Origin of the sequence: Pandoraea fibrosis, assembly GCF_000807775.2 — a bacterium.
In the GTDB taxonomy this organism is placed as follows: Bacteria; Pseudomonadota; Gammaproteobacteria; order Burkholderiales; family Burkholderiaceae; genus Pandoraea; species Pandoraea fibrosis.
This window is the reverse complement of sequence record NZ_CP047385.1, coordinates 5,319,465-5,345,026: the sequence shown is the minus strand read 5'-3', so window position 1 is coordinate 5,345,026 and position 25,562 is coordinate 5,319,465. Positions and strand designations below refer to the sequence as shown.

The window sequence follows — 25,562 nt, the reverse complement described above, 5'->3', positions numbered from 1 at the left end:
AAAGTCGCTATAATCGTTGCTTCGTGTGGGGCGGTAGCTCAGCTGGGAGAGCGTCGCGTTCGCAATGCGAAGGTCGGGAGTTCGATCCTCCTCCGCTCCACCATTCATAGAAGTCCCGACTCCTATCAGTCGGGATTTTTTTGCCCGTTCCCCCAGTGATGGCGCGGTTCGGCGCAGTTTCCTCTTGAGCGGCACGATGGCAACGGCGCCACTATTCATGCCCTGACGCCCCGTTTCTGTCTCTATTCTCTACCGGGCTCTTGAGCGTTCAAGTGACACGGTATAGAAAAATCAGCGACTTGCAGCGGTGCGGTTGCAACTGGCGTATCGTCGTCGCGCTCGCCTGCTGTGACTGGATCCGCAATGCACAGAACCTCATCCCCCCGGGGCCAACGGGCGCCGGAAAGACATGGATTGCCTGCGCCTTCGACCAGCAGGCCTGTCGATAGGGCTGCTCCGTGCTGTACGTGTGCGCTGCCCGGCTGTTTGAGGAATTGAAGATTGCCCACGGCGATGGCAGCTTCACGCGTCGGCTTGCGCACCTCGCCAAGATGGACGTCTTGTTGCTCGACGACTGGGGACTGCAGGACGTCGACCAAGGCGAGAGCAACGATCTGCTCGAAGTACTCGACGATCGCGTCGGCACGCGATCCACGATCATCACAAGCCAACTGCCCCTTGAACACTGGCACGCATGGCTGCAAGACCCGACCCTCGCCGACGCAATCCCCGACCGCCTCGTCCATCAGGCTCACAAGCTTCCGTTGAAGGGCGATTCGATGCGCAAGAAGAACACGCCTGATCAAAAAGTAGCCTGATCTCGAGCACTCGCAGTACCTCTCTCCCGGCCTGTTCGACTTCACCGAAACGGGCGTTCAACTTCCCCGAAATACGCACCCCAACTCCTTACCAGTTCAAGGTCATAGAGATCGGTTTGCGGCCTGCATGGTCAAGTCATATAGCGCAGAAACGTGCACCGCAGACCTCGGTATTGACTTCAAACTTCCTTTGGAAGCGAATGCAAACCCCTTTGTGTCGTGCATGCCATTCTTGATGGCAACGAAGGTAAATTGCTTATCGAGATCCGCAACCTCTACTTCTGGTGACACTGCCTTGTCACCGGGAATGATTTCATTAGGATAGGTCAAGGTGACAAATAAACTTTTCCCACGGTTGTCGATCTCATTAAAAAGTTGGACCCCGTCTCTCGACAATTTCAATGCGCTCAAACTGTCAGCTGCTGCTGTCGCTTCTTCGTTCGAAGCGAACAGGATCTCAAAGTCACGAGTCATCCGTGGCTGGACAGCAATAAATCGGATACCAAGGCGCCCCAAGAACTCGGCGTGATTCCTAAGACGGTAATAGAACTTGACTCGGTTGTAGGGCACCTGCGTGAGTCCAGTGGCGAGAAGCAAGCGGGCACCTTGGTCGACTAGCGCGAGATAATCCTCCAGGGCGTGGTCATACGCCTTGATCATGTCAAGAATCGGATCTGCAGACGCTGAGACGTACCAAGCCGGGTTTTTGGACGCAGTTTGAATCTGCGTAGAGTTGAAGTAATAGTGGTGCTGAATGTGTGCCCCGGCATTAAAGAAAACGAACGAAACGTCTGGCCTGGCTGCTTGCAACGAGTGCAGATGGACGAGGTGAATGAGTTGGTCTAGCACGAGTGCCTTGTACCAATGGCACCCTTTAGCCTTGCCAATCAGCTTGACTAATTGCTTAGTTCCACGAAGATTAAAAGTTCGTAAGACAACTTCCGCCAACGTAAGCAGCGAGCGCCACGAGATTTTTCCTTGTGCGTTTTCATTGACGGTTTGGCGAAGCATCGCTGTCAGGCGACGTGAGAAGCCGCTGGAGTCGCTCGGCGTCTGTGTCCAAGGATCTGGAACGAAGTAGGCGGGCCTAGCAAGGCTGTTCCGGCTGTTCATTGGCGAGATAGCGCCTACAGAAAGGCCAGCCCCTTCCAAAGCCTCATAGATCTGCGGGATATTGCTCACGGCACCATCTCCAAGGCGAAAGATGCCATGCTCACCAAATGTCTTGCCGGAGTGTGCGGAAACCCACTGGATCCAGGGTTCAAGTTGATCGTATTGGCTCTCGGCGAATGTCTCGATGCTGTCAAATTCAGTCAACAGCCGGCGAAAGGCGGGCAGCTCGTTCGTCGATAGATATCGACGGACTAGGTCGAAATTGACCTCGTTCAGTTCGACGACCAGCAGGGGCTTATGGGCGGTTGTGTTCATGTGAGGAGAGATATCTGGAGTACATAAAAAAATCACCAACCTGTCAGGAATCTGAACACGCTCGTTGCGTGCCATCGCATATGGCGAGCGTTTCTACGGCTGGCGCGCTGTGCGTCATGAATGACCCGTATGGATGGCACCAGCAATACCGCCCAGTGGCGTTGGTGCAGTCTGTAACAGACGTCCACATCCTCGTAGTACATGAAGTACCGCCGATCGTCGAATCCGTCCACATCAAGGTAGGCCTCGCGGCGAAACACGGCAAACATGCCGGCGACCCAGTCGACCTCTAACGGCATGTCTCCAATGACGTATTCCACGCGAGGGTGCCGACCCAGCGCTTTTTGAGTCAAACTGCGCCAGGTGGGAAAGCGGCGCGCACTGTCCTCGACTTCGCCAAGACTGTTGGTCACGAGTGGCGCACATACGGCTGTACGTGAATCTGTGAATCCCTCTAGCAGTGCAGTAGGGTCAGTCTGCCCAAGTCGGACATCCGGATTGACAACGGCAAAGTAAGGTGCCTGGGACGCGCGAAAAGCTGCGTTGTGGTTGGCGCCGAAGCCCTTTCTGACGTTATTTCGAATCACGGTCAAGGATAGTCCGTCCACCGCGTAGGGCCGCTCATCCTCAGGGATGTTTAGGGTCAGGATTATTTCAAAATCCCGATGCGGTAGAGCTGCCAATTCGAGGAGTAAGGGGCGAACGAGTTCCGCCTGTCCGTGGCTGACAATCGAAAGCGTCAGCTTTGGTACAGGGGTATGTACAAAACTGGGGGTATCAAGGTAAGTGGTGTTCAACTGGTCACCTGTACTCATTTAACAATCGGCGCAAAATATATGTACTGATGGTTTCTGTCGCAGGGTGGTTCTGGTAATCCTTGGATTTGCCCCTGCCCCTCCGGACACCGTCTCACACCAAGGTTGATGATTCGGTTCTGCGTCTGAACTCGCGTGGCGAGCGGTACTTCAGCGCGCTATGAGGATGTTTCTCGTTGTAGTGTTCAAATGCAATTGCGAGATTACGTGCAGCGGTCGCGGCGTCCGGTTTTGGCATAAAGGCAACATAGCCGCGCTTCATCGTTTTCACGAAGCTCTCCGCCATACCATTGCTCTGCGGGCTGCACACTGGCGTAGTCAATGGCTTCAGGCCGATGGACGACGCGAAGCGCCTGGTCCTGTCGGCCGTGTAGTCTGAACCGTTGTCGCTGAGCCATTCAATCTCGGCCGGTGCCCGCATCACATTGCCGAAGCGGTTCTCGACGGCGGCCAGCATGACATCACGCGCCACGTCGCCACTGTGTCCGCCGGTCGTTGCCGCCCGTCCTGCCAATCAGCCGGCCATGCCAGTTTTTTCGCCACATTCGAGCGCGCTACACCGAGGACGTCACAGACCCGCTTCACTGGTCGTCCTCCGGCAATGAGGGTGAGCGCGCAATCCATTTTCGCAACTTCGCTACCTCCACCGCCTCACGAAGAATTTCGTTCTCCATGGTTTTTTACCAAGCATCCGCTGAAGCTCCCGGATTTGCTTAAGGGCGTCACTCAATTCCGATGCAGAGACAACTTCCTCGCCTGAGCTGACCGCCGAAAGGCTACCGTCCTGATACAGCTTGCGCCAGTGGAATAGCTGATTCGGATTGACGCCATTGCGGCGCGCCGCCATCGAGACTGACTTGCCAGGCTCGAAACTCTCACGCACCATCGCCAGCTTTTCATCCGCCGACCATCTCCGCCGGCGCTCCGGCCCAGTCAGCACTTCCATCACTTCTAGCTTGTTGTTAGTCAAAAACACAATCGTATGTCTACCCGTAATTTTACGTGGGTGACTGTGTCCGGCGATTCAAGGGGCTAATCCAATCCTGAAAGACATGTTGTTGGCGCAACGTCGGCATGCGGTCGTGCAAGCCATACGGACGCAATTCTCGGCCATCGCTCCGCTTTGTGTGTCACCCTGTGCCCGAGTTTCTAACAGTCGGACAGAATCATCTTCAGCAAACTCTTCCAATCCTCGGCGAAGGGGGCATCCGGCGCGGAACTCCGGGCTGTGCCGAGGCTTTCAGCTCCCAAATGCAAATTAAGAAGTAGTTGAGCCAGAGAATCAGCATCCTGCGGATCGAAAAACCGAATGGCATCGTAGTTCCCCACCGTCTCCCGCGCGTAGGGAAGATCGGCTGCAAGCACAGGAATCTTGCGTGCCTTGGCTTCACTGATTGGAAGTCCCCAAGTTTCCAGCAGGGATGGAAAAATGATCGCGTCGCACTCAGAATACAGCGCTTCCATCTGCAGCTTGTTCTGCAGACCCAAGAAGACAAGCGAACGTAGATGTCCATAGCGTTCGCGCATCGTGCGTGCGTATGCATTTTCGCGGCCGTCCAGCGTGATCAAAATCTTACCGTTCCAGGCCGGATTGTTTTCCAGGCGCGCTGCGCATTCACCGAGCAGCTCGATGTTCTTAAAGACGCGCGGAAAGGCAGGGTAGAAAAAGGTACTAGGTAGCGCGCTGGCGTGAGGTTGAGAAAAATTATCAACCGCTGACGTCGGGTGCGCCACGATCACTTGGCGAACTCCAAAACGCATTTTGAACTGGTCACGAAGCCATTGCTGCTGGACGATGACGGCAGCGTTCCGATGAATGAAGCACCGATATAAGAGCCCGTAGAAGCGTCTGAACAACCTGAAAGAGCGGTCCAGCTGCTCAAGCGGGACCGTAACTGTGCAAAATGGTGCCGGATTGTGGCAATACACGTACTGGCGAGTAGCTTCAACTCGTGGTGTGATGTCGTGTAGCGAGAGCCATACATCAGGCTTTAATTCGCGTGACAGTCGACGGAATCCAAACCATTCCAATTGCAGGCGACGCAACCAGGATGACTTGGGTTCAGGGAATGCAATCTCCCTTGCGCGACTCGGTGGAATTAGACCTACGCGATTCACAGCCACGATAATTTCCCAGTCTGGGAAGTGTGTTGTTGCCGCTTCGACAGCGTCCCGCAGCACCGTCAGAGGGCCACCCTCGGTGAAATTAACTGCTGAAATCACTAGCCTCATTTGGAGATAGCCTTCCAAGTGTTTGTCGATCGGTCAAAACGTCGTATTACGCGCGCGGGAATTCCTACCGCGATGCAATCGGCCGGAATGTCTTTGGTCACCACAGCGCCGGCGCCGATTACCGTACCATCGCCGATCGACACCCCGGACAAGACAGCGGCTCCTTCGCCAATCCATACACGATTGCCGATGTGCACTGGGGCCGTTGGTTCTACACGGTGCGAAGGGGGAATGTCCGGGCTGCTGCTCCCCTGCACTGCGGAGTAAATTCCGTGATCGTGATCTGATATAAAAACCCGACTGGCAATCAGCACGTCGTCCCCAATCAAGATTCGATTTCGGGCACCGATGTGGACGAAGTCATTTATTTGGACGTTACGACCAAAGGTGATGCAGCCAGCGTCCGCCCATGCATCCAGTCGCACCATGTAGCCGCAGACAAAGCCTTCGCCAAAGCGGATATTGCGCTTGCCACGCACGGCAATCGGCAGCCTGACCAGCCGGCAGGGGCGGAACAGAAGCCGGGTCACCAGCAGGCAGACCATCATCCACATCAGATGAAATGGTCCGTACAGGCCCATAGGTGATTGCTTGCGCAAATGTTTTGACTCATTCATAGCGGATTAGATGTACAAGATCGGAGAATGTCACTTGAAGGGCGCGGCTGGCTCAAACGACAGCGCTGTAGAAGGCCTGGTACTGTCGTTGGATCGCGCCAGGGGAAAAGCGGGATTGGAAGTGGGCTACGAAATCCCGCCTCGGGATTCGGACTGCAGCGGCAATGGCATCACAAAGCGAGGTAAGTTCGTTGTCGAACATCAGCGGCGCAGAGTGGATGACCTCTGGCACAGCGCAGACCCGTGACCCAACGGCGGGCACACCGCGGGCATAGGCCTCGATCAGAGGCAGACCGAAGCCCTCGCCATACTTGGCCGGCATGAGGACGCAGGCCGCACGACGGTACAGCGCATCCAGCGTCGCGTCCGGAACGTAGCCGAGGAACTTCAGGTTGGACAGGCGCTCAGTCTCGACCAGCGACAGATAGTGCTGCAACAGCGGCCCCTTGCCGGCGACTAGGATTGTGGCGTCTGGCTGCTCGCGCTGGCAGTGCCGCGCGAATTCCAAGATTAGTTCCAGGTTAGCGCGATCCTCGATGCTGCGTACAACCAGATACTCGGTCTTGGCGCGGGGAATGTCCGTCGTTGCCTGCATATCGGCCGTTGCGTCAAGGGGGCGCGGCAGTGAGTTGTAGATGTAGCTGACCTTACTCTGCGCCGCAGACCCGGCAACCACTTGCGACCACGCATACCGTGAAATCGCGTGGATTCGCGTAGCACGCCAGTAGACAAAGCGTTCTATCCATCGATAGGGCCAGACAACACGGGAGCCGAAGCAGCGCTTCAGGTATGTTAGCCCGTCATGAACGGTGAAGACTATTGGGGCGCCAGATGAAACCGCTGTTAGCAAATAGCTATGACCATGAATAATCGGCGGTTGACCGATTTTTCGCTCGATTCGTTGGATCAATCGGCGAATGAATATTGATGCAAGTATCAGGTTGCTAGGACATCCAATAGCGACAATCCCTCTCCACCGAAACACTGAAGTGTGAGCTGCCCTGAAGACGTAGTACTTCTTTCCAGGTGCTGCATTGGCCTGCATTTGCACAACATTTTCAGTACCACGAATGTGTTGACGAGGGTCATTGAATCCCAGGTACACGATGGCGGACAAGATAGATTTTGACATCGAGAAGATTAGTGAATGCTATTTATTAACACTTTGGCGCACCCTGAACCTCATAAGTCGCCTCTGAACAAATCGATATCGCAGCTCGAGGGTGTTACGCAAGCGGCGTCAGATTGAAATTTCTGCCCACAACAGCAGCCAGAATCAGGGCGCAAAGACGCCGCAGCCTCCTCAGGATCATGCGCAAGTTGTAGCCCGCGCCGCACGGCACGGCATTCAACGCATCGCCAATCGATCCCTTGAGCCAGTTCCGCCCGAGTTTGCCTTCGGCTTTCATGTGGCCGATGGCCGGTTCGATCGCACTACGCCGTTTGATCATCGCTTTGAGCGTACGCGTGATCCCGCGCCGCAAGCCCGGGTGGTAAATCTTCACGCCCGGTATCGCAACGCCACGGTAACCCCGATCCACCACCGCCACTTCTGGCTTCACCTCACTCAGGATCCCCGCCTGTTCGAGCGCTTCTTCCAGTGTGTGCCCATCGTACGGATTGCCCGGCATCGAGCGCGCGCCCACCACCAAGCCTTCTCGGTGTGTCGTCGTGATCGACACTTTCACGCCGAACTCATACGGTTGCCGCGCCTTGCCCTTTGAGATGCAATCCACCTCAGGCGCATGCAGCGCATACAACTTCCCTTTGTCCTTTTGCCCTTGCGTCATAACCCGCTTCGTCTTCGCAATCAGATCTTCCAATCCCGCTCGGCGATTCTCAGCCACCTTGCCGGTCTGGCGCTGCACATCCCGCATCACTCGACCCACGCGCGAGCGCAACGTGCGCAACGCCTTCCTCATTCGCTTGTACTGCTTCGCGTGGGCGTACCGGCCAATCTGGCTTGCTAGGCGTGGCGCCTCGCGGTTGTAGTTCTGACGCAGCTTCAATCCGTGCCGGGCTGCCTCTTTATTAACCAGATGTTCACGGCAGCGCTCGAGCAAATGTGAATCCGTCGGATGCGCTATCGCTTTGTCCATCACTGTCGTGTCCACAATCACCCGCTTCAGGGCCGTGCTCTTGATCACTTGGGCCTTCTTCGCCGCTTCAATCGTCTCGGCCAGCAGTTCTTCCACGCCCGCTTCGCCCAGCCGCCTGCTCGACGGATCAATCGGCGCCTTTGTCTGCAAGTACAGCAGACCCGCTATCAATCGCGTGCATGTGCCCGGACGGCCTCGGTCCGATGTAAAGCTCTCGCTCTTCCCCGTTTTCACCCTTGGCCGCATAAAACCTCGTCGGAATTTGCAGGATTACCCAGGCAAATATGCCGCTATCCTGCAAATACGGCAACGCTTATTGTTTACCTCTGCACCGCTACATAAGGTCTTGCGAAATTTTCAGGACCGACTAATAAAGGTTGCGGTGATATTCGGTGTTGATGAATATTCCTTGGTATGGAATGAATAAATCCGGATAAGCGCTAATGCTTTGATTGAATACTACAATGGTGTATGCAATAAGCAAACCAAGGGCGATTATCTTGGTTAAATTGTCCTTTAGGGTAACAATAATTGAGGCAAGAATGAATGCCTCCATTACGCTGAAATAAAGGCTGCCGCGATTCACTAGAATTAGCAAAGAATGAGAAAACAAAAAATATAAAATTAGCCCGACCAGATAGCCATTAAAAAATATTCTGAATGTTGGTACGCGCCGGACAGTTGGCTGGTACATGTATAGGCCAATAATGAGAACCAGAATTCTTCGAAGTAGTCCTAGCACGCTGAGGTCAGCACCAGCAATGCTTGAGCCTTTGATATAGTATTCCGCTTTCTGACTAATTGTCCCCCCCAAAAATCCAGCTATGCTGTCAAATGCAATGGCTGGAATTGATGAAAGACCAATGAATACACTAAGAGTGAGCAACAAAAATATGGTTCGATTTTTTAGATCTCGGTTAAGTAGATAATAAATTGAGAAGAGAAGTGCGCTGGTGTGAAAAAGCGTCGCAACAGATACGCAGAAAAGAAATGGGGTCAATTTTTTATTGACCACGTATTTCAAAGAATATAGACAAATCGCAAGGGCCAACAATTGGCGATTTGAACCAGTAAGCCCTATCGTTGCTGCATAGAATAGCAGTAAGGTGAGTATTGGATACTTGCTAAGTTGATTGGAGGCTTTGAAAATAAGAGCGTAAAATATTAGCGCGTGAATTAACAAAAATACGGTGTAATCTTTGGATATGGTATTTATTAACCATACAAATAGACCGTAGCCGAGTTCAAATCCAATGGTTACATTTAAAAGAACTGATTCCCATGAGTGCTCCTGTTCAAAATGGTTTCGATATGGAGTCCAATCAGTTCCCATCTCCCAGCGTAGGCCGATTTGAGCCACTAGAATGAGAAATGTAACCATAAGCATAACCCGTCTTGTGGTCGAACTACCCCCCAATACCTCAATATAAGAAAAAAGCGACAATAATGCTATTGTTGCGACGTAAATATTCATTGTGAAGTTATATTTTTTGGCGGCTCAACTGTGATTTAAATATTTCAACAAAAATTTAAATTGCCTTTTCGCGGAGGAATCTCACTTCTGGACTAATGAATAGCAGTGCAGTGTAATCGGGGGGAGTCTTTGCGGCGGCTTAGAGCTTGTTTTGGTTCGAATCGATGAGATGCAACTGGGCCTCCGCGCGAGAATAGGGGCGCATTAGGCGCAGAAGCAAAAGGTAGCGGCGGAAACCGATGACCCGCTTCACCCCCCGCATGACCCGGTTCACCATCGCGAGTTTCCTATCAATGCCTGCCATGTTGTTCTTGGTCGACTTGTCCAGTTGGGCCCCCTCGGCCCCATCCTCCAGCACCAGGTTGTTGTCGACAAGCCGTTGGTGGAACGTCCCCACGCCGACAGCGAATGGATCTTCGAAGTGCATACCAGCATCCACCGCAGACCGAAGAAGGCGGCGGTGGAAGGCGATGATGGGACTGCCGTCCTTGAACTTGGCGTAGCGGTAGGTCATGCTCAGGAACTTGAGCACGGTCTCGCGATCCGTCTGGATGGCAGTCATGTACCGGTCGATCAGAGGCTGCAAGTCTTGATAGAACGTCAGACCGTCGATGTTGTATTGGGTGACTTCCCCGCTGCACAGCCGCTTGTAGTCGAACCCGGAGAAATGGACGAACACGACCGGCTCCGGCTCACGGCCGGTCTCCGTTGCGAAGAGGTCGGATGGATCGACGCGCCGTTCAACCCAAAATTGATCGCCCTCTGATTTGCTCACCCGGCGCTCATGGAAGTTCCATGGCGCAAGATTAGTTCCGCAATGGCGAATCACCGCGATATCTTCAGCTGGGAAAAGCGCTGGGACGAAATCGACCCACTTCTGGTCCGTGAATAGGGCGCTATGACCGTCGGCGAAGCATTGGTCCAGTAGACGTTGACCCCACCATTTGACGAAGGCGATCCCGCTATTGGAGCGCCGCAACCCGGCAAATCCGAGATTGAAAATCCCCGCAGACAGGATATTGCTGTCCTTTCCCTTCCCCTCTCGCGACGAGGGAAAGAGGATATGGGGCGTCAGTACGATGTCGGCGCTAGCAAGCTTCTCAAAGATGGGCGTCATGGGCCCGAACACAAAAATATCCGGGTCAAGGTAGATTGCCTCGCGACAGTCAGTCGTATCGAATAAATGTTGGAAGCAGAAGGGCTTGATTGCGGTGCAATACTCGGTCAGGTTGTACTTGAATGCCAGTTCTGCCAGCTTGTCCTGGGAGACATACTCGCCCATGAGCGCCGCAGCGTCGATGGCATCGGGACCGAACTGGTCGCGCTCGGGCTCGGTAATACCATCGGCAATGAATACCAAGAATTCGACATTGTCGTGATAACGCATGACGGATTTACGCAAGACTTGAGCCAATCCGTAATAGTTGCGCGCGACGATAGTGAAGATGGTGACAGTCATAGGAGTCAAGATTTAGGTGCTAGAGGGAGGCAGAACGGGCGCGATAGTAAATGATGATTCGTTCTCGCGCATGGTGTTCGCATCAACTTTCGATGTGTAGCCATGTAGCCGGGTAGATCGTTTGGCGCGCGATGTCCGGATTCGAGAATTTCGTGGGACACAGCACCAATTTGTCCGGGTGACCATTGAGCCAAGCTGCCCACCAACTGAACGTACTGTTCGCGATGATGTTGACCTTACATCGGGCCATCAGCGCCATGTCCTTCCACGAATCGCTGCCGCGATTGGCGTTCACGAAGTAGGCATCTGGAAGGCCCAGATTTTCCTGACACCAAGCGATGTCGTCAGAAAAGATGAAGAACTTTGGAGTCTTGCCTGCGCGTGCGGCATGTTCGCCGACCGTCTTAATGGCGTTCCTGTAGTAGCCGGCAGTTGCAATGTCTCCGAATAGTGCGCGATTCTGGACTTTCAGATAGTCGCCGCGACGAACATGGATCGAGACGCTGTGCGAGTTGTCGATGTCGTCGAGGATCTTTTGATTAACCGGGCCCAGCTCAGGGAAGCGGAACGCCTCTCGAACGAAGGGCTCGGCGGCCTGGAAATAGCGCCAGTCGTGCCAGCCACCGTACAAGATTCGGAGCCCGAACCACGGTTTCGTGAGCTCAGGGTCGAATCGATAGTTGTTCGGTTCCACCACGACCTTGATGCGGAACAGAGACAGGATGAAATTGGCGGTGCGCTCCGAATAGAAGCGGCGTGAAGTGCCAAGACGGCAGACGAGCGGGACGAATCTCAGGTACCACGGCAGCCCTTCCTTGAGGCCGAAAAGGCGATCCAGCTCATAGCCGTTGTGCTCCTTGAACGCATAATAGGCGTGGGCGCGCTGATTCAGACTGCGCCGAGCAAGAGTAAAGGCGTATTGGGAAAGCTGATTTCCGAGTCCGTGGCAGAGGATATGAATGTCCATGGTGTCGTTGGCAACGCGTGAGCGTTCCGTCATTGGGTTGTCGCAGATCTGCGGCGGAGAAAGTATGAACAGGCATTGAGGAAGCGGAAATTGATCGCCAGCGCGACGGCGGCAGCCAACACAAGATAGGCCGAGATGCTCATGGCCAATGTTGGCCACCCCTGGATCGGAGGGAGCCAGGCCATTGCAGCGTAGCCAATCACCGTCAGAACGCCGAGCTCGATCCAACCGTTAGTGTAGAGGCCCGCACCGAACGTGGAACTCCGAACATGAGGGGCCATGAGCCGAGTGCTCAAGCTGTACAGGAAGACAGTTCCCGCAACAACGTCCGCCAGCGGGACAGCGAACAGGCCGAGAGGATGGATCAGGGCCAGCAGCAGCGCGATCTTTGTGACAGAGTAACTCGTCTCCAAGATAAGCGGCTTCTTGAACTCCCCGGTAGAGTAAATAAGGAAGCTGAAGAAGGAGAAGCGGGTGACGAGGAGCATCGCCACAGCCAGCAGGATGGACAGGCCGAGGCCGCCGAACTTCTCAGCCCCTACCCACAGGGCGACGAACGATTTGTTGAACGTGAGTGCCGTCGCCACCAGCAGCACGGACACCAGGAAGTGGCTGCGGATGCTGATGCCCAGGAGGGCCGAGAAATAGAGGGTATTCGTTTTCTCCTTGATCTGGGTGAGGTTCGAGTAGATTGAGGAGCCAATCGGCGCCAGCACCATGTTGCAGACCTGGAAAGCCTTCTGGGTCAGGGCCAGCACGGCGATGGCCGATGGCGAGACCACATTGGCCAGTAGCAGGTTCTGCGTATTCTCAGCGACTGACTTGGCGACCCCGCCGATGAAGATCGGTACGCAGGCGCGAAGCAGTCGCACGGTTTCGCTGATCGTCGCTCGCTGAGGCAACAGCGCGAGCTTCCGCAAGGTGAGTAGCGAGGCCCCCATCAACAATAGGGTGGCGGAACACACCCGCACTATGGTGCCGGCGGCGATGGCTGTGATCGTGCCATACCAGCTGAATCCAACAATGACCGTAAGAATCCCGAAGAAGGCGGCCAGCAAATTGATCGCGCCAAGGGTCCCAGCCTTGAGTAGCGCCTGAAAAACTGAACCGAACAGGTTCAGGTAGATGTTGCCGGCGGCGGCAATTCCCAGCAGGAGGAATGCTGCTCTGAGGTCGCTGGTATGGGGCGCGACGGTATTGGTCAACGCTGGCACCCAGGGAGCTAGGGACAACGTGATCAGGCAGGTGACTGCGGCGAGGAGTGTCGCCGCGACAAGTCCGCTGTAAGTGAGTTGGCGGAAGTCGCTCCATTCAGAGCGTGCATAGCTGCGCGCCAGTTGCTGTGTCAGCACCATACTGAGGCCGAACTCCAGCAATCCAATCAGTGCGGCTAAGGCTACCGCGGCCAAGAAGGAGCCGTAAGCGTCAAGCGGGATCTTCCGAAGATAGAAGGGAACTAGGAAGATTCCTGTGATCAGATTGAAAACGATATTCGAGTAGTTAAATATCAGATTCAGGATGGAGTTGCGACGGTACTTGCTCATTAGTCATTCAGGGGTGTAAGCCGACATTAATAGCGTGTGCAGACGGTCGGGGCTGTTGATCTCTTGAATCCGCGCGGCGCCTTCCGCAGCGATGCGTTCACAGAGTGACGGATCGTCGTCCAGGGCGTCCAGCGCAGCCTTGAACTGTTCCCTGTTGCCGACTTGGATCACCATCGCATCCTTTCTGTCGGTCAGGATGTCCTTGTGCACGCCCACGCCGAAGACAATGAGCGGCTTGCGCATCATCATGGCCTCGCACAGCGCGTACTCCGTCGACGTGGCCCACAGGCTAGGTACGACGACGGCCTTGGCCCGTTCGATGGCCTCCCGCAATCCGCTGCCCCAACCCACGCCAGGCACTACCTCGATATTGGGCGGCAGCGGTTCGGCGGTCGCGTAATGTGCCATGGGGTAGAGCTTCAATTTCTTGTCCGGCAATTGCCTGAACAGATCGATGATGAAATCCGTGCCCTTGTGGCTGTTGGCCTGGCCGTAGTAGATAAAGTAGTTGCCGCAGGTCGTCTGCTCCACCGCTTCGGTCTTGGTCGGATCGAAGGCGATCGGGAAACGGTGGATTTTCTCCTTCCCGATGCCGTATGCAAGCAGGATGTTGTCCAGGTCACTGTTGCTGGACAGGACCACGTCGGCGGACCGGGTGGCCATGCGGCGCAGCGATAGCCGCTCGAACTGGCTCACCGCGCCGCGAAGGCTGGTGCAGCCTGTCGAGATCGCGGTGGTGAATCCATCATCGATGCAACGCGTGCATTGGTTACCCTCGCGGAAGCCAAAGCCCTGGGCGCAGTAGAAGTGCATGGTCCAAGGCTGCAGAACGATACGCAACTTCCGGTCCACACAGTACTGGTAGAGATTGGCGGATTTGGTGTGGTCGAAGGAGGCGAAATGAACTACATCCGGCGCGAAGTCGTCGACTAGGCGGGAGAACTCGACGGGAACGCAATGCTTGTTGGCTAGGTTGTACAGCCGCCAGTAAAAGCGCGGTCGGCTAGGGATGCTGGTGATGAATTCGTCAGCGCCCGTCATCCAGGTGTCCGCCTTGTCGAAGGGGCTGGTGATGGCAACACGGACATCATGGCCTTGATCTGCCAGGATCTGACGGAGATAGCGCACAACCTTGCCGCCAGACAGTTTTGAACTGAACGACTCACAGACAAACAGGATCTTCATAGTGCGGTTCCCGGCGACTGGCCGCGAGTTTCCTCCAGCACAGCACGAATCCCCGAGCTCAGAGAGTGAACAGGATTCCAGCCGAGCGTTCTCAAGACGGCATTGTCGGCTTGTGAATGCATGATTTCTTGGGGGCGATGCGGATATGCGCCGAAGTCGAGCGTCGAAGTGGAACCACATAAGGTCCGGGCGGTTTCGACAAAGGACCGGACCGTGTGTGATTCTCCAGTGCCGACTTGGATCTCGCTCGGGATCATGTGCAGGGCCTCGGCGGACGCCAGGATCGTCAGGTACGCGCTGACGACGTCGTCTACATGTACGAAGTCGCGTCGCTGGTCGCCGGGGGTGAGTGCCAGCGGGGCATTCGTCATCAGCTTATTGAGCACCCAAGGGACGAATTTTTGAGGCCCATCGCCGGTGCCGTAGACATGCTCTAACCGCGCATTGACGAACTTCGTGGCCGGTGCAGACGCGGCGGCCAGTCCTGCCCAGCGAAGGAACTGTCCTTTCGATTCGGTATAGGACCGCATGTGGGGATAGTTGAACTCCGGCTTGGCAAAGAAGGTGTCGGTGCTGACGAAGAGGGCGCAACCCTGTTCGATGGCCAATTCCAGCAGACGCAGCGGCATCACGACATTCGACTCGACCACCTCGGTGAGCGCCATGCCATTGCCGTAGGCAGTCGCAAGGTGGCAGACCGCGTCGATCGGCTGGCGCTTGAAGACCGTTGCCGCCTCGGCCAAAGGCACCCAAGTCAGACCGGCTTCGCAACGAAGACCATGGACGGTGGGGCGTCGATGCAGGGCGACCACAGAATATCCGGCGGCGAGTAAGCCAGTCAGCAGATGACTGCCAACGAAGCCCGTTGCGCCTGTCAGCACAATCGTCCGTCCAATCACGAGTCCACTCGCCGTCATGTCAGAAGTTGACACCGAAAAACTCTTCCAGCTTGCCGGCTATGTAGTCGAGCTGCTCCTGGCCCAGCGCCGGGAAGGTGCCCAGCCAGAAGGTTTGGTTCATCACGACGTCGGTGTTGGTCAGCTCGCCGCTGACGCGGAAGTTGCGACCGGCCATGTAGGGCTGCTTGGTCAGGTTGCCGGCGAACAACAGGCGCGTGCCGATCTTGTTCTCTTCGAGGAAGTTGATCAGGTCGGCACGCTTGACGCCGGCACTGTCCTTCACGATCAGCGGGAAACCGAACCACGACGGCTCGCTGTTGGGCGTCGCCTCGGGCAGGTGCAGGAAGTCGGCGACGCTGGCCAGCTTCGCCTTCAGGTAGGTGAAGTTGGCACGGCGCTTGGTGATGAACTCCTCGAGGCGGTCCATCTGGGCCAGCGCACAGGCGGCCTGCATGTCGGAGATCTTCAGGTTGTAGCCAAGGTGGCTGTAGGTGTACTTGTGGTCGTAGCCGTCGGGAAGCTCGCCGCCGAGTTCCTTCTTCGTCCAGCAGAAGCGTTTGTCGCAGGTGTTGTCCTTGCCGGGCGGGCAGTAGCAGTCGCGCCCCCAGTCGCGGAAGGACTCGGCGATCAGCTTGAGCTCGGCGTTATTGGTGAACACCGCACCACCTTCGCCCATAGTGATGTGATGGGCAGGGTAGAAGCTCAGCGTGGCGATGTCGCCGAAGGTGCCGACCAACTGGCCATTGTAGGTCGCGCCGAGCGCGTCGCAGCAGTCCTCGACCAGCCACAGCTTGTACTTCTTGCACAGCGCCATGACCACGTCCAAGTTGAACGGGTTGCCCAGGCTGTGGGCCAGCATGATGGCCTTGGTCTTGGGCGTGATGGCTGCCTCGATCTTGCTGGCGTCGATGTTGTGCGTGGCCAGGTCGACGTCGACGAACACCGGCACGGCGCCGAACTGCACGATCGGGTTGACCGTGGTCGGGAAGCCGGCGGCGACGCCGATGACCTCGTCGCCCTGCTTGATCGCGCGTTCGCCCAGCTTGGGGCTGGTCAGCGCCGAGAACGCCACCAGGTTGGCCGACGAGCCGGAGTTCACCGTGATCAGGTACTTCACGCCGAGGAACTGCGCCAGGCGCTGCTCGAACATGGCGTTGAAGCGGCCTGTGGTCAGCCAGCCGTCGAGCGAGGCGTCGACCATCATCTTCAGTTCGCTGGCGCCAATGACCTTGCCCGAGACGGGCACTGGCGTCTGGCCGGGCACGAAGGCCTTGGGGGCGTACGCGATGTCGGCGTACTGCTGGACCAGCTCGCTGATCTGACTGCGCAGCATGTCCAGCTGCGGTTGGAAGTTGATGGTGGAGGTAGTCATAAGTCTGATCGGTATTGAGAAATTTGATCCAGGCAGATGGCGCGCATGTCCTGGCCCGAGAGCCAGGCCTTATGCCAGTCAGTGATACGGCTCAGCGTGGTCTCGAGAGACCAGCGCGGCGCCCATTGCAGGCGCTGACGCGCCTTGGAGATGTCCAGCTTCAGGAAGCTGGCTTCATGCGGGTGATTGCCCGGCTGCAGCGTCCAGGAGGCGCCGTTGCCCCAGGACTCGCACAGGTGCTCGACAATCCATTGCACGGGACGGGCGTCCTCGTCGCGCGGACCGAAGTTCCAGCCTTCGGCGTCGGCCTGGCCGTGCGTATAGAGGCGCTCGGCCAGCAGCAGGTAGCCCGACAGCGGCTCCAGCACGTGCTGCCACGGACGGATTGCATGCGGGTTGCGGATCAGCACTGGCTGCATATCTTGAAGCGCCCGAAGTATGTCCGGGATCAGGCGGTCCAGTGCCCAGTCACCACCACCGATGACGTTGCCCGCGCGGGCTGTCGCCATCGCTATGCCAGCGTCCTTCAGGAAAGATTTGCGGTAGGCCGAACTCACCAGCTCCGCACAGCCCTTGCTGTTGGAGTAGGGGTCGTAGCCGCCCATGGGCTCGTCTTCGCGATAGCCCCAGACCCATTCGCGGTTCTCGTAGCACTTGTCCGTCGTGATGTTCACGATGGCCTTGACCGAGCCCGCATGACGTGCGGCTTCGAGCACGTGCACTGTGCCCATCACGTTGGTCGCGTAGGTCTCGATCGGCTGGTTGTAGGACAGGCGCACCAGCGGCTGAGCCGCCATGTGGATGACGATCTCCGGCTTGAAGTTGTCCATCTCGGCCTTCACCGCAGCGAAGTCGCGGATGTCCGCGATGCGGTGCTCCATGCCTTCGGCGACTCGGGCTACATTGAACAGCGCTGGTTCTGTCGGCGGCACCAAGGATAAACCGCGCAAGTTTGCACCCATTGACTGCAACCAAAGACTTAGCCAGCTACCTTTGAAGCCGGTGTGGCCCGTGAGTAGGACGCGCTTGGCAAGCCAGAATTCAGTATTGGTCTGCTCCATGTTCAGGTCAGTCCCACTTCTTCCAAGGAGCTTTGCCTGAAGCCCAAAGCTCCTCTAAGAGGAGCTTGTCTCGCAGTGTGTCCATCGGCTGCCAGAAGCCGTGATGTTCAAAGGCCATCAGTTGGCCATCCTCGGCAAGCTTCATCAGCGGTTCTTGCTCCCAGATGGTGCTGTCGCCGTTCAAGTAACCCAACACTTTGGGGCTGAGCACGAAGAAACCACCATTGATCATCGCGCCATCACCTTTCGGCTTTTCTTTGAAGCTCATGACCTGACGGCTTTGAATATCCAACGCACCAAAACGCCCAGGCGGGAAAGTCGCTGTGAGGGTAGCGGATTTGCCATGTTGGCGATGAAAAGAAATGGTTGCAGAGATATCTATATCGCCCACGCCGTCGCCATACGTAAAACAAAAATCCTTCTCATCTTTCACGTAATTGGCAACTCGGCCAAGACGTCCGCCAGTCATTGAGTCATCCCCAGTATCTACAAGGGTGACTTTCCATGGCTCAGCACGTTTCTCATGCACGTGCATGGTGTTGGCTTGCATGTCAAAGGTAACGTCTGACATGTGTAGGAAGTAGTTTGCGAAATACTCTTTGATGACGTAACCCTTGTATCCGCAACACACCACGAAATCATTGATGCCATGGTGGGAATACATTTTCATAATGTGCCAAAGCATTGGCTTGCCACCAATTTCCACCATAGGCTTTGGTCGGGTTGATGTCTCCTCGCTGAGTCTTGTGCCCAGCCCTCCTGCAAGAATGACTGCTTTCATATTTCGTCTTCAGATTGGTTAAATGTTGCCTGAACTGACAAATGCATCTGAGTAAAAACGCTCCAAGGGCAAACCAGCATCGGACAGTAATTTTTTTGCATCGTGGATCATGTTGTCAGAGCCGCAAGCGTAGACGGCCGAATTACTTAGATCCGGCGCTGTAGATAACAAAATATCCTGAACGTACCCTTTAGCACCAGTCCAACCCTCGTTATGGCGAGAAATCGCAGGGATATAACGGTGCTTTCCAGGGATGGCTGCAATGTCCATATAGAAATCCTCGGGTTTCCGCCCACCCCATAGCACGGTCACGGACCTAGGCAGCTGCTCTTCGTGCATTTGTGTCAACGATTCAAGTATGGCTTTCACTGGCGCTATGCCAGTACCTGTTGCCAAAAAGAAGATGTCGGTGTTTGCACATCCGCGCAGAAAGAAAGTACCCAGCGGCCCGTTCAGACGCAATAGATCATTTGTTCTGGCGTGGTTAAACCAATAATCACTCATCGCCCCGCCGTTGACGGCTCTGATATGCAATTCAAGTAATTTTTCTACATGACTTGCATTTGCCAGTGAGTAACTACGGCGTAGGCCATTGGCACCTATAACATTTATGTATTGGCCAGGTATGAAAGAGAAGGCAGAAGTGGGAGGGAGCCTGAGTTTCACTCTCACAACATCTGGCGCAAGTTTCTCTAGTTCGGCAATCCGGCAGGGTAGCGTTTTAGGTTGAGGCAGGGTAATACCCCCCAGGTCCTCTGTGTCCAGCTCGACATCTGTTTCCGCTGTGCGCACACAAGTGAGGATCCATCCCCTCTCGATCTCCTCGGGGCTAAGACCCGTTTCGTCAGTGAGCGAACGAGTTTGACCGCGTCGAACGAGTGCTTTGCATGCGCTGCAGCGACCAGTACGACAACTGTAGGGCAACGCGATACCTGCAGATGAGGCTGCGTCAAGTATGGAACTGCCGGATTCGATGGCAAATTCCCGCCCGCTAGTTAAATGAACGATCGACATAGACTATTCGACGCTGACGTTCACGGCGAAACCATTTGCCTTAAGCAGAGCGTGCTGTTTAGAAGCTTGCAGGTCAGCTGCCACCATTTCGGCGCACATTTGTTGCACGGTGATTTCAGGAGTCCAGCCCAGCTTGGCCTTGGCTTTAGACGGATCACCTAGCAGGGTTTCCACCTCGGTGGGTCGGAAGTAACGAGGGTCGACCCGTACGATGATCTGCCCGGTTTTAAGCGCCGGAGCCTTGTCACCCGTGATGCTATCGATGATGGCGACTTCGTCCACGCCCTGGCCTTCGAAACGCAACTTGATGCCCAATTCGGCAGCAGACCATTTAATAAACTGGCGTACGCTGTATTGCACACCAGTGGCGATGACGAAGTCTTCAGGCTGCTGTTGCTGCAGCATCATCCACTGCATGCGCACATAGTCTTTGGCATGCCCCCAGTCGCGCAGCGCATCCATATTTCCCATGTACAGGCACGGCTCCAAGCCTTGGGCAATGTTTGCCAAACCACGGGTGATTTTTCGAGTCACAAAAGTCTCACCACGGCGCGGGCTCTCGTGGTTGAACAGAATGCCGTTACAGGCGTACATACCGTAAGCCTCGCGGTAATTCACCACTATCCAGTAGGCGTACAGCTTGGCCACAGCGTAGGGGCTGCGTGGGTAGAACGGCGTGGTTTCCCTTTGTGGAGTTTCTTGCACCAAGCCGTACAACTCAGATGTAGAAGCTTGATAGAAACGAGTCTTCTTCTCAAGGCCCAGGATGCGAATGGCCTCAAGAATACGCAGCGTGCCAATCCCGTCAATGTCAGCCGTGTATTCAGGGCTTTCGAAAGACACTGCAACATGGCTCATGGCACCGAGGTTGTAAATCTCGTCTGGCTGTGTTTCCTGAATGATGCGCACCAGGTTGCTTGTGTCGGATAGGTCACCATAGTGCAGCTTGAAGCGCGCATTGTCGATGTGCGGATCTTGGTAAATGTGGTCGATGCGCTGGGTGTTAAACAAGCTGCCCCGGCGCTTGATGCCGTGAACGATGTAACCCTTTTCAAGCAAAAACTCGGCGAGATAGGAGCCATCTTGACCAGTGATGCCGGTGATAAGAGCAACTTTGGGTTGAGTAGTCACAGTAATGGCCTTTAATGCTCGGAAAGGTTATTGATCAGGAAATCTTTGTAGGCAGCATCTAGGCCGGCCTCCAGTCCCACCCGGGCGTGCCAGCCCAAAGCATTCATGCGTGAGCTGTCCATGAGCTTGCGTGGAGTGCCATCGGGTTTGGTAGTGTCGAAAGTGATTTCGCCTTCGTAACCTACCGTCTTGCTAATCGCTTCAGCAACATCGCGGATGGTGATGTCATCCCCGCAACCCACATTGATGTGGCTGAGCATGGGCTGGGTATGCTGGTCGTAAATGGACTTGTCCAAGTTCATGACGTGAGCGCAGGCAGCCGCCATGTCATCGACATACAAGAATTCACGCTTCGGGGAGCCGGTGCCCCAGATTGCTACGCTGGGGGCGCTGTTGATCTTGGCTTGGTGGAAGCGGCGGATCAGTGCGGGGATAACGTGAGAGTTTTCCGGGTGGTAGTTGTCGCCAGGTCCGTAGAGGTTGGTGGGCATGACACTGCGGTAGTCCACACCATGGCTATCGCCGTACTGCCGGTTGTAACTTTCACACAGCTTTATGCCGGCTATTTTGGCGATGGCGTAGGGCTCGTTGGTCGGTTCCAGCGTACCGGTCAGCAGCGCGTCTTCCCGCATAGGCTGTGGAGCAAGCTTGGGGTAAATGCAGCTGGAGCCGAGGAACAGTAGCTTCTGTACGCCATTGCGGAAGGCGGCGTCGATGATGTTGGCCTGCATCATCAGGTTTTGATAGATGAATTCGGCCGGGTAAGTGTTGTTGGCATGAATACCGCCGACCTTCGCGGCAGCGAGGTAGACCTGATCCGGTTTTTCGGTAGCGAAAAAGGCGCGGACGGCCGTTTGGTCGGTGAGATCCAGCTCTGCATGGGTGCGAGTAAGGATGCGGCTGGCCGGTTGGCCCTGGGCTAGCAACTGCCGCACGATGGCTGATCCCACCATGCCCCGGTGGCCTGCGACGTAGATCTTGGGGGTGTGACTCATGGTTTTGTTCGCCCGTAGTTGTCCTCAAAACGGACGATGTCGTCTTCGCCCAAGTAGCTACCCGACTGCACTTCGATGATTTCCAGTGGGATGGTGCCTGGGTTGGCAAGGCGGTGGACTTCGCCCACCGGGATGTAAGTGGACTGGTTTTCAGTCAGCAGCAACACCTTGTCGCCATTGGTGATCTCAGCGGTGCCCTTGACCACTATCCAGTGCTCGGCGCGGTGGTGGTGCTTTTGCAGGCTGAGGCTGGCGCCGGGTTTGACCTGAATACGCTTCACCTTGAAGCGACCGCCTGCGTCGATGCTGTCGTACCAGCCCCAAGGACGGTGCACCTTGCGGTGAAGAGTGTGTTCTTCGCGCTTTGTAGCTTGCAGTTGGGTGACGATGTGCTTCACCTCTTGGCTGCGGGTTTTGTCGGCCACGAGCACGGCGTCGGGTGTTTCAACGACGATCAGGTTGCTCACCCCCACCAAGCTGACCAGCCGGCTGGAGGCATGCACGAGGGTATTACGGCTGTCGGTGGTGAGCACGTCGCCCAGATGGGCGTTGCCTTGGTCGTCTTTGGCCAGCACGTTCCAGACTGCATCCCAAGCACCTAGGTCGCTCCACCCTGCGTCCATAGGCACCATCTTGATGGGGAAGTCGCTGCCAGGGCATCGCTCGATGACGGCGTAGTCAATGGATTCGCTTGGGATGGCGGTGAATTCGGCGTTACCGGGTCGGACGAAGGCTTTGTCCTGCGACTTGCCGTTCCACGCGGCTGCAGTGGCATTGGCGATGTCAGGGCGGAACGCACTCAGCGCCTGTAGCCAGGACGATGCTTTGAGCACGAATATTCCGGCGTTCCAGTAGTATCCGCCTTCATTGATGTACTGCTGGGCGGTGTCGGCGTTGGGTTTCTCAACAAAGCGCTGAACTGTCTCGACTCCCGCACTGCTTTCACTTCGGGTCTGGATATAGCCGTAGCCGGTTTCGGGGCGGTCAGGGGTAATGCCCAGAATGACGACGCTGCCGCTGTCAGCCTCTCGAATGGCTTGCTGCATGGCCCGGGTGAAGGCAGCTGTGTTGGCTACAGTTTGGTCTGCGGGGGTGACAACCAACACGGGGTCTTCTCCACCCTCCTGGGCAGCCAGCGCAGCCAAAGTAAGTGCAGGAGCCGTGTTGCGGCCTATCGGCTCCAGCAGGGCAGCGCCCATTTCAATACCTGCCTCGCGCAGTTGCTCAGATGCTAGAAAGCGGTGCTCTTCGCCAGCAACGATCAGAGGCCTAGCAACCTGTATGTCACCTGAACCGAGTGCCACTAAGCGCTGTGCAGCCTGCTGGAACAGGCTTTCGTTGCCAGTCAGCGACAGGAACTGTTTAGGAAATCCAGCGCGGGAGAGGGGCCAGAGACGGGTTCCGGAGCCACCACAGAGGATGACGGGGGTGACTTTGATCATGTTTGCTGAGTCCCTTCCTCACCAGACTTTTCAACCTCAGACCTCAGCGCCTCGATTTCCGCCTTCAGGGCTTCATATTCATCCATCTTCCGCTGCAAGAAGCGGTGCGTGATGGCCGCTTTCTCTGAGATTCCTGTTGGCGTGAGCACATACACATAGCCAAACTTATTCTTGGAATTGGCGAAGTTTTTCATCTTCACCAAGCCCTTCTCCATGAGCGCTTTCAGGCAGTAATTCAGCCCACCGACGCTGATACCCAGTTTCTCGGCCAGTTCGCGCTGGGTAAGGTCCGGGTTTTCTTGCAGGATGCGCATCACCCTGAAATAGGTGTCTTCTTGCAGTTTGGCTTGGCGACTGGTCATAAGATTGACGAGTTTTATCTGTGCGGTGTGGGTTTGAATGTGCTTTAGGTACGCTACTGCCATGCTGTATCACGTTCAGCAAGCGCAGTCGTGGGGAGTGGCGAAGTAAAGTTCTGTAAGAACTTGAACATTGTATCCGGTGCTTTGCCGTGCGGTCCACTCCGTCATAAAAAATATTTCTCGGGAGTAGAAGGGTTCAGGCATCGGCCTCCTGTTGCTGCTGCACCGCCTCTTCCATGCTGACGGTGTTCACCACCAGCTCCAGGTGGGTCAGGATCTCGGGCTCGTGGCGGCCGATGCGGCTCTTGACGGCCTCGTTGGCCAGCAGCTTGCTGAGGTAGCCCTTGGCCACCACCAGGTTGAGCAGGTCGGATCCATAGTTGGACTCGGCCCCCTGGTACTTCTCCTGTACCTGGCTCATCTCCTTTTCCAGCTTTTCGATCTGTTCGATGGGCGCAGTCTTCTTCTCTCGCTCGGCCGGCTTCGCGTCGGTGCGTTGCTCCGGCGGCGTGGCTATCGGCCGCCGGAACTATCTGTTTGCCGGCGCCGACTCGGGCGGCGAGCGGGCCGCCGCCATGTATAGCCTGATCGGCACGGCACGGCATGCCTGAACGGCCTTACTCCCGAAGCGTATCTCGCCTATGTGCTTGAACGGATTGCCGATCACCCGGCCGATCGTATCGACGAGTTGCTGCCATGGAACGTGGCACAGCATCAGCCCGACACCGCTAAGATCGAGCCCATTCGATAACCGCCAATCACCGGCGCGTCAACAACCGGATCTACGGTACTCATCGAGTGCTTACAAAAGTACGGAAGAGGCATCAAATTCGAAAGGTTAGGTAATATCAAGTCCGTTGACGGTGGCTACATCACCGATGCACGGACGTACTCATGACCCAATATCCCAAAATCTACGTCACTGGCCCCCGGTGGCATGTTGGTTTTAGCAATCTTGCGGCAGTCGCTATCTCCTAATGGCCTGACGCTCCCTTCATATCTGGAGACTCAACAATGAATCGCAAAGTACTGGCGGATCAAATTTTGGCGCGCATGATGGCGAGCCGCAGCGAAATCCTGGCGCAATGGCAATCGTCCGGGCCCATCCATTATTTCGTGCTCGACGATGTGCTGCCCCCAGAGACTGCACGTCGCATACGAAACGCTTACCCAGCTGGCAATTCGATGCGCGTGCGCAGGAGTCTACGAGAACTGAAATACATCGCCGCACAGATGGATCAGTTCGACCCGATTCTGGAGGAGACGCTGTTCGCTTTCCAGGATCCGCGCATCGTGGAGTTGGTCGGTGAGATCACCAACCTGCAGGCACTCGAGCCCGACGAGTTGCTGTACGCGGGGGGCATCTCTATGATGGCTAAGGACCATTTCCTAAATCCGCACCTAGATAACTCTCACGACAAGGAACGTGAGCGTTATCGAGTTCTAAACCTTTTGTACTATGTATCTGAAGATTGGGGTCTAAGAGACGGAGGGAACTTGGAGCTTTGGCCTGATGGTCCGAAGGCCCGTCAAGTAACTGTTGAGAGCAGATTCAATCGTCTGGTAGTAATGATCACTAACTCGCAATCCTGGCACTCGGTGTCACCGGTCAATGTAGATCGTCCGCGTTGCTGCGTGTCGAATTACTACTTCTCGAAGTTTCCAGCCGAGAGTGCAGAATACTTTCACGTTACGACCTTCCGCGGCCGTCCTGAACAGGTGCTGCGCGACATAGCGCTGCGCGCTGACTCTGCGCTACGCATGGGACTGCGCAAGATTTTTCCCAAGGGCGTAGTGAAGACAGATCACTTTTATAAGAAGTAACTCTAACTTAGCGCGCCCTGTCCGGGAAATTTCGTACCAACGG

General features: G+C 55.8%; 21 protein-coding genes, 1 tRNA gene and 4 pseudogenes. 4 read left to right on the top strand and 22 right to left on the bottom strand.

Annotated features, from left to right (window positions below):
- Nucleotides 1-27 precede the first annotated feature (27 nt).
- Nucleotides 28-103 (top strand) — tRNA-Ala (locus PI93_RS23595).
- A gap of 226 nt (nucleotides 104-329) precedes the next feature.
- Nucleotides 330-818: pseudogene (locus PI93_RS23590) on the top strand (ATP-binding protein); the annotation flags it as partial.
- 102 nt (nucleotides 819-920) lie between these two features.
- On the opposite strand, the gene PI93_RS23585 reads toward PI93_RS23590, so the two are convergent.
- The 22 genes and pseudogenes from PI93_RS23585 to PI93_RS23480 form a co-directional block, all read right to left on the bottom strand.
- Nucleotides 921-2,321 (bottom strand): hypothetical protein, encoded by a 1,401-nt coding sequence (locus PI93_RS23585; RefSeq protein WP_144400465.1) that lies wholly within the window; start codon nucleotides 2,319-2,321, stop codon nucleotides 921-923.
- On the bottom strand, nucleotides 2,279-3,061 hold the full coding sequence (locus PI93_RS23580; RefSeq protein WP_052240846.1) for a glycosyltransferase: 783 nt from the start codon (nucleotides 3,059-3,061) through the stop codon (nucleotides 2,279-2,281). The genes PI93_RS23585 and PI93_RS23580 overlap by 43 nt, the downstream gene beginning before the upstream one ends.
- A gap of 94 nt (nucleotides 3,062-3,155) precedes the next feature.
- Nucleotides 3,156-4,007, bottom strand: a pseudogene (locus PI93_RS23575) (transposase).
- A 203-nt stretch (nucleotides 4,008-4,210) separates the two neighbouring features.
- Nucleotides 4,211-5,311 (bottom strand): glycosyltransferase, encoded by a 1,101-nt coding sequence (locus PI93_RS23570; RefSeq protein WP_144400464.1) that lies wholly within the window; start codon nucleotides 5,309-5,311, stop codon nucleotides 4,211-4,213.
- Nucleotides 5,290-5,874, bottom strand: coding sequence for a DapH/DapD/GlmU-related protein (locus tag PI93_RS25025; protein WP_039372968.1), 585 nt, complete (start codon nucleotides 5,872-5,874; stop codon nucleotides 5,290-5,292). Before PI93_RS25025 ends, PI93_RS23570 begins: the two co-directional genes overlap by 22 nt.
- An 88-nt stretch (nucleotides 5,875-5,962) precedes the next feature.
- Entirely contained in the window at nucleotides 5,963-7,027 is a 1,065-nt protein-coding gene (locus tag PI93_RS23560) for a glycosyltransferase (protein ID WP_158453298.1), read from the bottom strand.
- 109 nt (nucleotides 7,028-7,136) lie between these two features.
- Nucleotides 7,137-8,228: pseudogene (locus tag PI93_RS23555) on the bottom strand (IS5 family transposase); the annotation flags it as partial.
- 148 nt (nucleotides 8,229-8,376) lie between these two features.
- Entirely contained in the window at nucleotides 8,377-9,390 is a 1,014-nt protein-coding gene (locus PI93_RS23550) for an EpsG family protein (protein WP_158453297.1), read from the bottom strand.
- 232 nt (nucleotides 9,391-9,622) lie between these two features.
- Nucleotides 9,623-10,942 carry a hypothetical protein gene (locus PI93_RS23545; protein ID WP_039372973.1) on the bottom strand — a complete coding sequence of 440 codons (1,320 nt, stop codon included), beginning with the start codon at nucleotides 10,940-10,942 and terminating at the stop codon, nucleotides 9,623-9,625.
- 82 nt (nucleotides 10,943-11,024) lie between these two features.
- Complete coding sequence (locus tag PI93_RS23540) at nucleotides 11,025-11,942, bottom strand: alpha-1,2-fucosyltransferase (RefSeq protein ID WP_201278416.1); 918 nt, start codon at nucleotides 11,940-11,942, stop codon at nucleotides 11,025-11,027.
- The gene (locus PI93_RS23535) at nucleotides 11,939-13,453 is read right to left on the bottom strand and encodes a lipopolysaccharide biosynthesis protein (RefSeq protein WP_039372975.1); all 1,515 of its coding nucleotides are present in this window, start codon (nucleotides 13,451-13,453) and stop codon (nucleotides 11,939-11,941) included. The genes PI93_RS23540 and PI93_RS23535 overlap by 4 nt, the downstream gene beginning before the upstream one ends.
- A gap of 3 nt (nucleotides 13,454-13,456) precedes the next feature.
- Entirely contained in the window at nucleotides 13,457-14,638 is a 1,182-nt protein-coding gene (locus PI93_RS23530; RefSeq protein WP_039372978.1) for a glycosyltransferase family 4 protein, read from the bottom strand.
- A complete protein-coding gene (locus PI93_RS23525; RefSeq protein WP_144400463.1) occupies nucleotides 14,635-15,570 on the bottom strand; it encodes an NAD-dependent epimerase/dehydratase family protein in 936 nt (311 codons plus the stop codon). The genes PI93_RS23530 and PI93_RS23525 overlap by 4 nt, the downstream gene beginning before the upstream one ends.
- A complete protein-coding gene (gene rfbH / locus PI93_RS23520; RefSeq protein ID WP_052240849.1) occupies nucleotides 15,557-16,909 on the bottom strand; it encodes a lipopolysaccharide biosynthesis protein RfbH in 1,353 nt (450 codons plus the stop codon). Before rfbH ends, PI93_RS23525 begins: the two co-directional genes overlap by 14 nt.
- The gene (rfbG, locus tag PI93_RS23515) at nucleotides 16,906-17,970 is read right to left on the bottom strand and encodes a CDP-glucose 4,6-dehydratase (RefSeq protein ID WP_039372983.1); all 1,065 of its coding nucleotides are present in this window, start codon (nucleotides 17,968-17,970) and stop codon (nucleotides 16,906-16,908) included. Before rfbG ends, rfbH begins: the two co-directional genes overlap by 4 nt.
- Before the next feature lie 7 nt (nucleotides 17,971-17,977).
- Nucleotides 17,978-18,751 carry a glucose-1-phosphate cytidylyltransferase gene (gene rfbF, locus PI93_RS23510; protein ID WP_039372986.1) on the bottom strand — a complete coding sequence of 258 codons (774 nt, stop codon included), beginning with the start codon at nucleotides 18,749-18,751 and terminating at the stop codon, nucleotides 17,978-17,980.
- Between the two features lie 18 nt (nucleotides 18,752-18,769).
- Nucleotides 18,770-19,765 (bottom strand): 2Fe-2S iron-sulfur cluster-binding protein, encoded by a 996-nt coding sequence (locus PI93_RS23505; RefSeq protein WP_080759318.1) that lies wholly within the window; start codon nucleotides 19,763-19,765, stop codon nucleotides 18,770-18,772.
- Between the two features lie 3 nt (nucleotides 19,766-19,768).
- Nucleotides 19,769-20,902 (bottom strand): GDP-mannose 4,6-dehydratase, encoded by a 1,134-nt coding sequence (gene gmd / locus PI93_RS23500; RefSeq protein ID WP_201278460.1) that lies wholly within the window; start codon nucleotides 20,900-20,902, stop codon nucleotides 19,769-19,771.
- A 5-nt stretch (nucleotides 20,903-20,907) separates the two neighbouring features.
- Entirely contained in the window at nucleotides 20,908-21,891 is a 984-nt protein-coding gene (gene fcl, locus PI93_RS23495; RefSeq protein WP_039372991.1) for a GDP-L-fucose synthase, read from the bottom strand.
- A complete protein-coding gene (locus PI93_RS23490) occupies nucleotides 21,888-23,333 on the bottom strand; it encodes a mannose-1-phosphate guanylyltransferase/mannose-6-phosphate isomerase (protein WP_039372993.1) in 1,446 nt (481 codons plus the stop codon). Before PI93_RS23490 ends, fcl begins: the two co-directional genes overlap by 4 nt.
- Nucleotides 23,330-23,758 (bottom strand): MarR family EPS-associated transcriptional regulator, encoded by a 429-nt coding sequence (locus PI93_RS23485; protein WP_236105668.1) that lies wholly within the window; start codon nucleotides 23,756-23,758, stop codon nucleotides 23,330-23,332. Before PI93_RS23485 ends, PI93_RS23490 begins: the two co-directional genes overlap by 4 nt.
- A gap of 133 nt (nucleotides 23,759-23,891) precedes the next feature.
- A complete protein-coding gene (locus tag PI93_RS23480; protein ID WP_039372994.1) occupies nucleotides 23,892-24,116 on the bottom strand; it encodes a hypothetical protein in 225 nt (74 codons plus the stop codon).
- Nucleotides 24,117-24,204: 88 nt separating this feature from the next.
- Here PI93_RS23480 and PI93_RS23475 point away from each other — a divergent pair.
- A pseudogene (locus PI93_RS23475) lies at nucleotides 24,205-24,446 on the top strand (transposase domain-containing protein); the annotation flags it as partial.
- Between the two features lie 263 nt (nucleotides 24,447-24,709).
- A complete protein-coding gene (locus PI93_RS23470; RefSeq protein WP_039372996.1) occupies nucleotides 24,710-25,519 on the top strand; it encodes a 2OG-Fe(II) oxygenase in 810 nt (269 codons plus the stop codon).
- Nucleotides 25,520-25,562: the final 43 nt, after the last annotated feature.

Coding starts and splice junctions, on each gene's coding strand:
- PI93_RS23585 (WP_144400465.1), bottom strand. CDS start 2,321: ATGGCACGCAACGAGCGTGTTCAGATTCCTGACAGGTTGGTGATTTTT.
- PI93_RS23580 (WP_052240846.1), bottom strand. CDS start 3,061: ATGAGTACAGGTGACCAGTTGAACACCACTTACCTTGATACCCCCAGT.
- PI93_RS25025 (WP_039372968.1), bottom strand. CDS start 5,874: ATGGGCCTGTACGGACCATTTCATCTGATGTGGATGATGGTCTGCCTG.
- PI93_RS23550 (WP_158453297.1), bottom strand. CDS start 9,390: ATGGTTACATTTCTCATTCTAGTGGCTCAAATCGGCCTACGCTGGGAG.
- PI93_RS23545 (WP_039372973.1), bottom strand. CDS start 10,942: ATGACTGTCACCATCTTCACTATCGTCGCGCGCAACTATTACGGATTG.
- PI93_RS23540 (WP_201278416.1), bottom strand. CDS start 11,942: ATGACGGAACGCTCACGCGTTGCCAACGACACCATGGACATTCATATC.
- PI93_RS23535 (WP_039372975.1), bottom strand. CDS start 13,453: ATGAGCAAGTACCGTCGCAACTCCATCCTGAATCTGATATTTAACTAC.
- PI93_RS23530 (WP_039372978.1), bottom strand. CDS start 14,638: ATGAAGATCCTGTTTGTCTGTGAGTCGTTCAGTTCAAAACTGTCTGGC.
- rfbH (WP_052240849.1), bottom strand. CDS start 16,909: ATGACTACCTCCACCATCAACTTCCAACCGCAGCTGGACATGCTGCGC.
- rfbG (WP_039372983.1), bottom strand. CDS start 17,970: ATGGAGCAGACCAATACTGAATTCTGGCTTGCCAAGCGCGTCCTACTC.
- rfbF (WP_039372986.1), bottom strand. CDS start 18,751: ATGAAAGCAGTCATTCTTGCAGGAGGGCTGGGCACAAGACTCAGCGAG.
- PI93_RS23505 (WP_080759318.1), bottom strand. CDS start 19,765: ATGTCGATCGTTCATTTAACTAGCGGGCGGGAATTTGCCATCGAATCC.
- fcl (WP_039372991.1), bottom strand. CDS start 21,891: ATGAGTCACACCCCCAAGATCTACGTCGCAGGCCACCGGGGCATGGTG.
- PI93_RS23490 (WP_039372993.1), bottom strand. CDS start 23,333: ATGATCAAAGTCACCCCCGTCATCCTCTGTGGTGGCTCCGGAACCCGT.
- PI93_RS23485 (WP_236105668.1), bottom strand. CDS start 23,758: ATGGCAGTAGCGTACCTAAAGCACATTCAAACCCACACCGCACAGATA.
- PI93_RS23480 (WP_039372994.1), bottom strand. CDS start 24,116: ATGAGCCAGGTACAGGAGAAGTACCAGGGGGCCGAGTCCAACTATGGA.
- PI93_RS23470 (WP_039372996.1), top strand. CDS start 24,710: ATGAATCGCAAAGTACTGGCGGATCAAATTTTGGCGCGCATGATGGCG.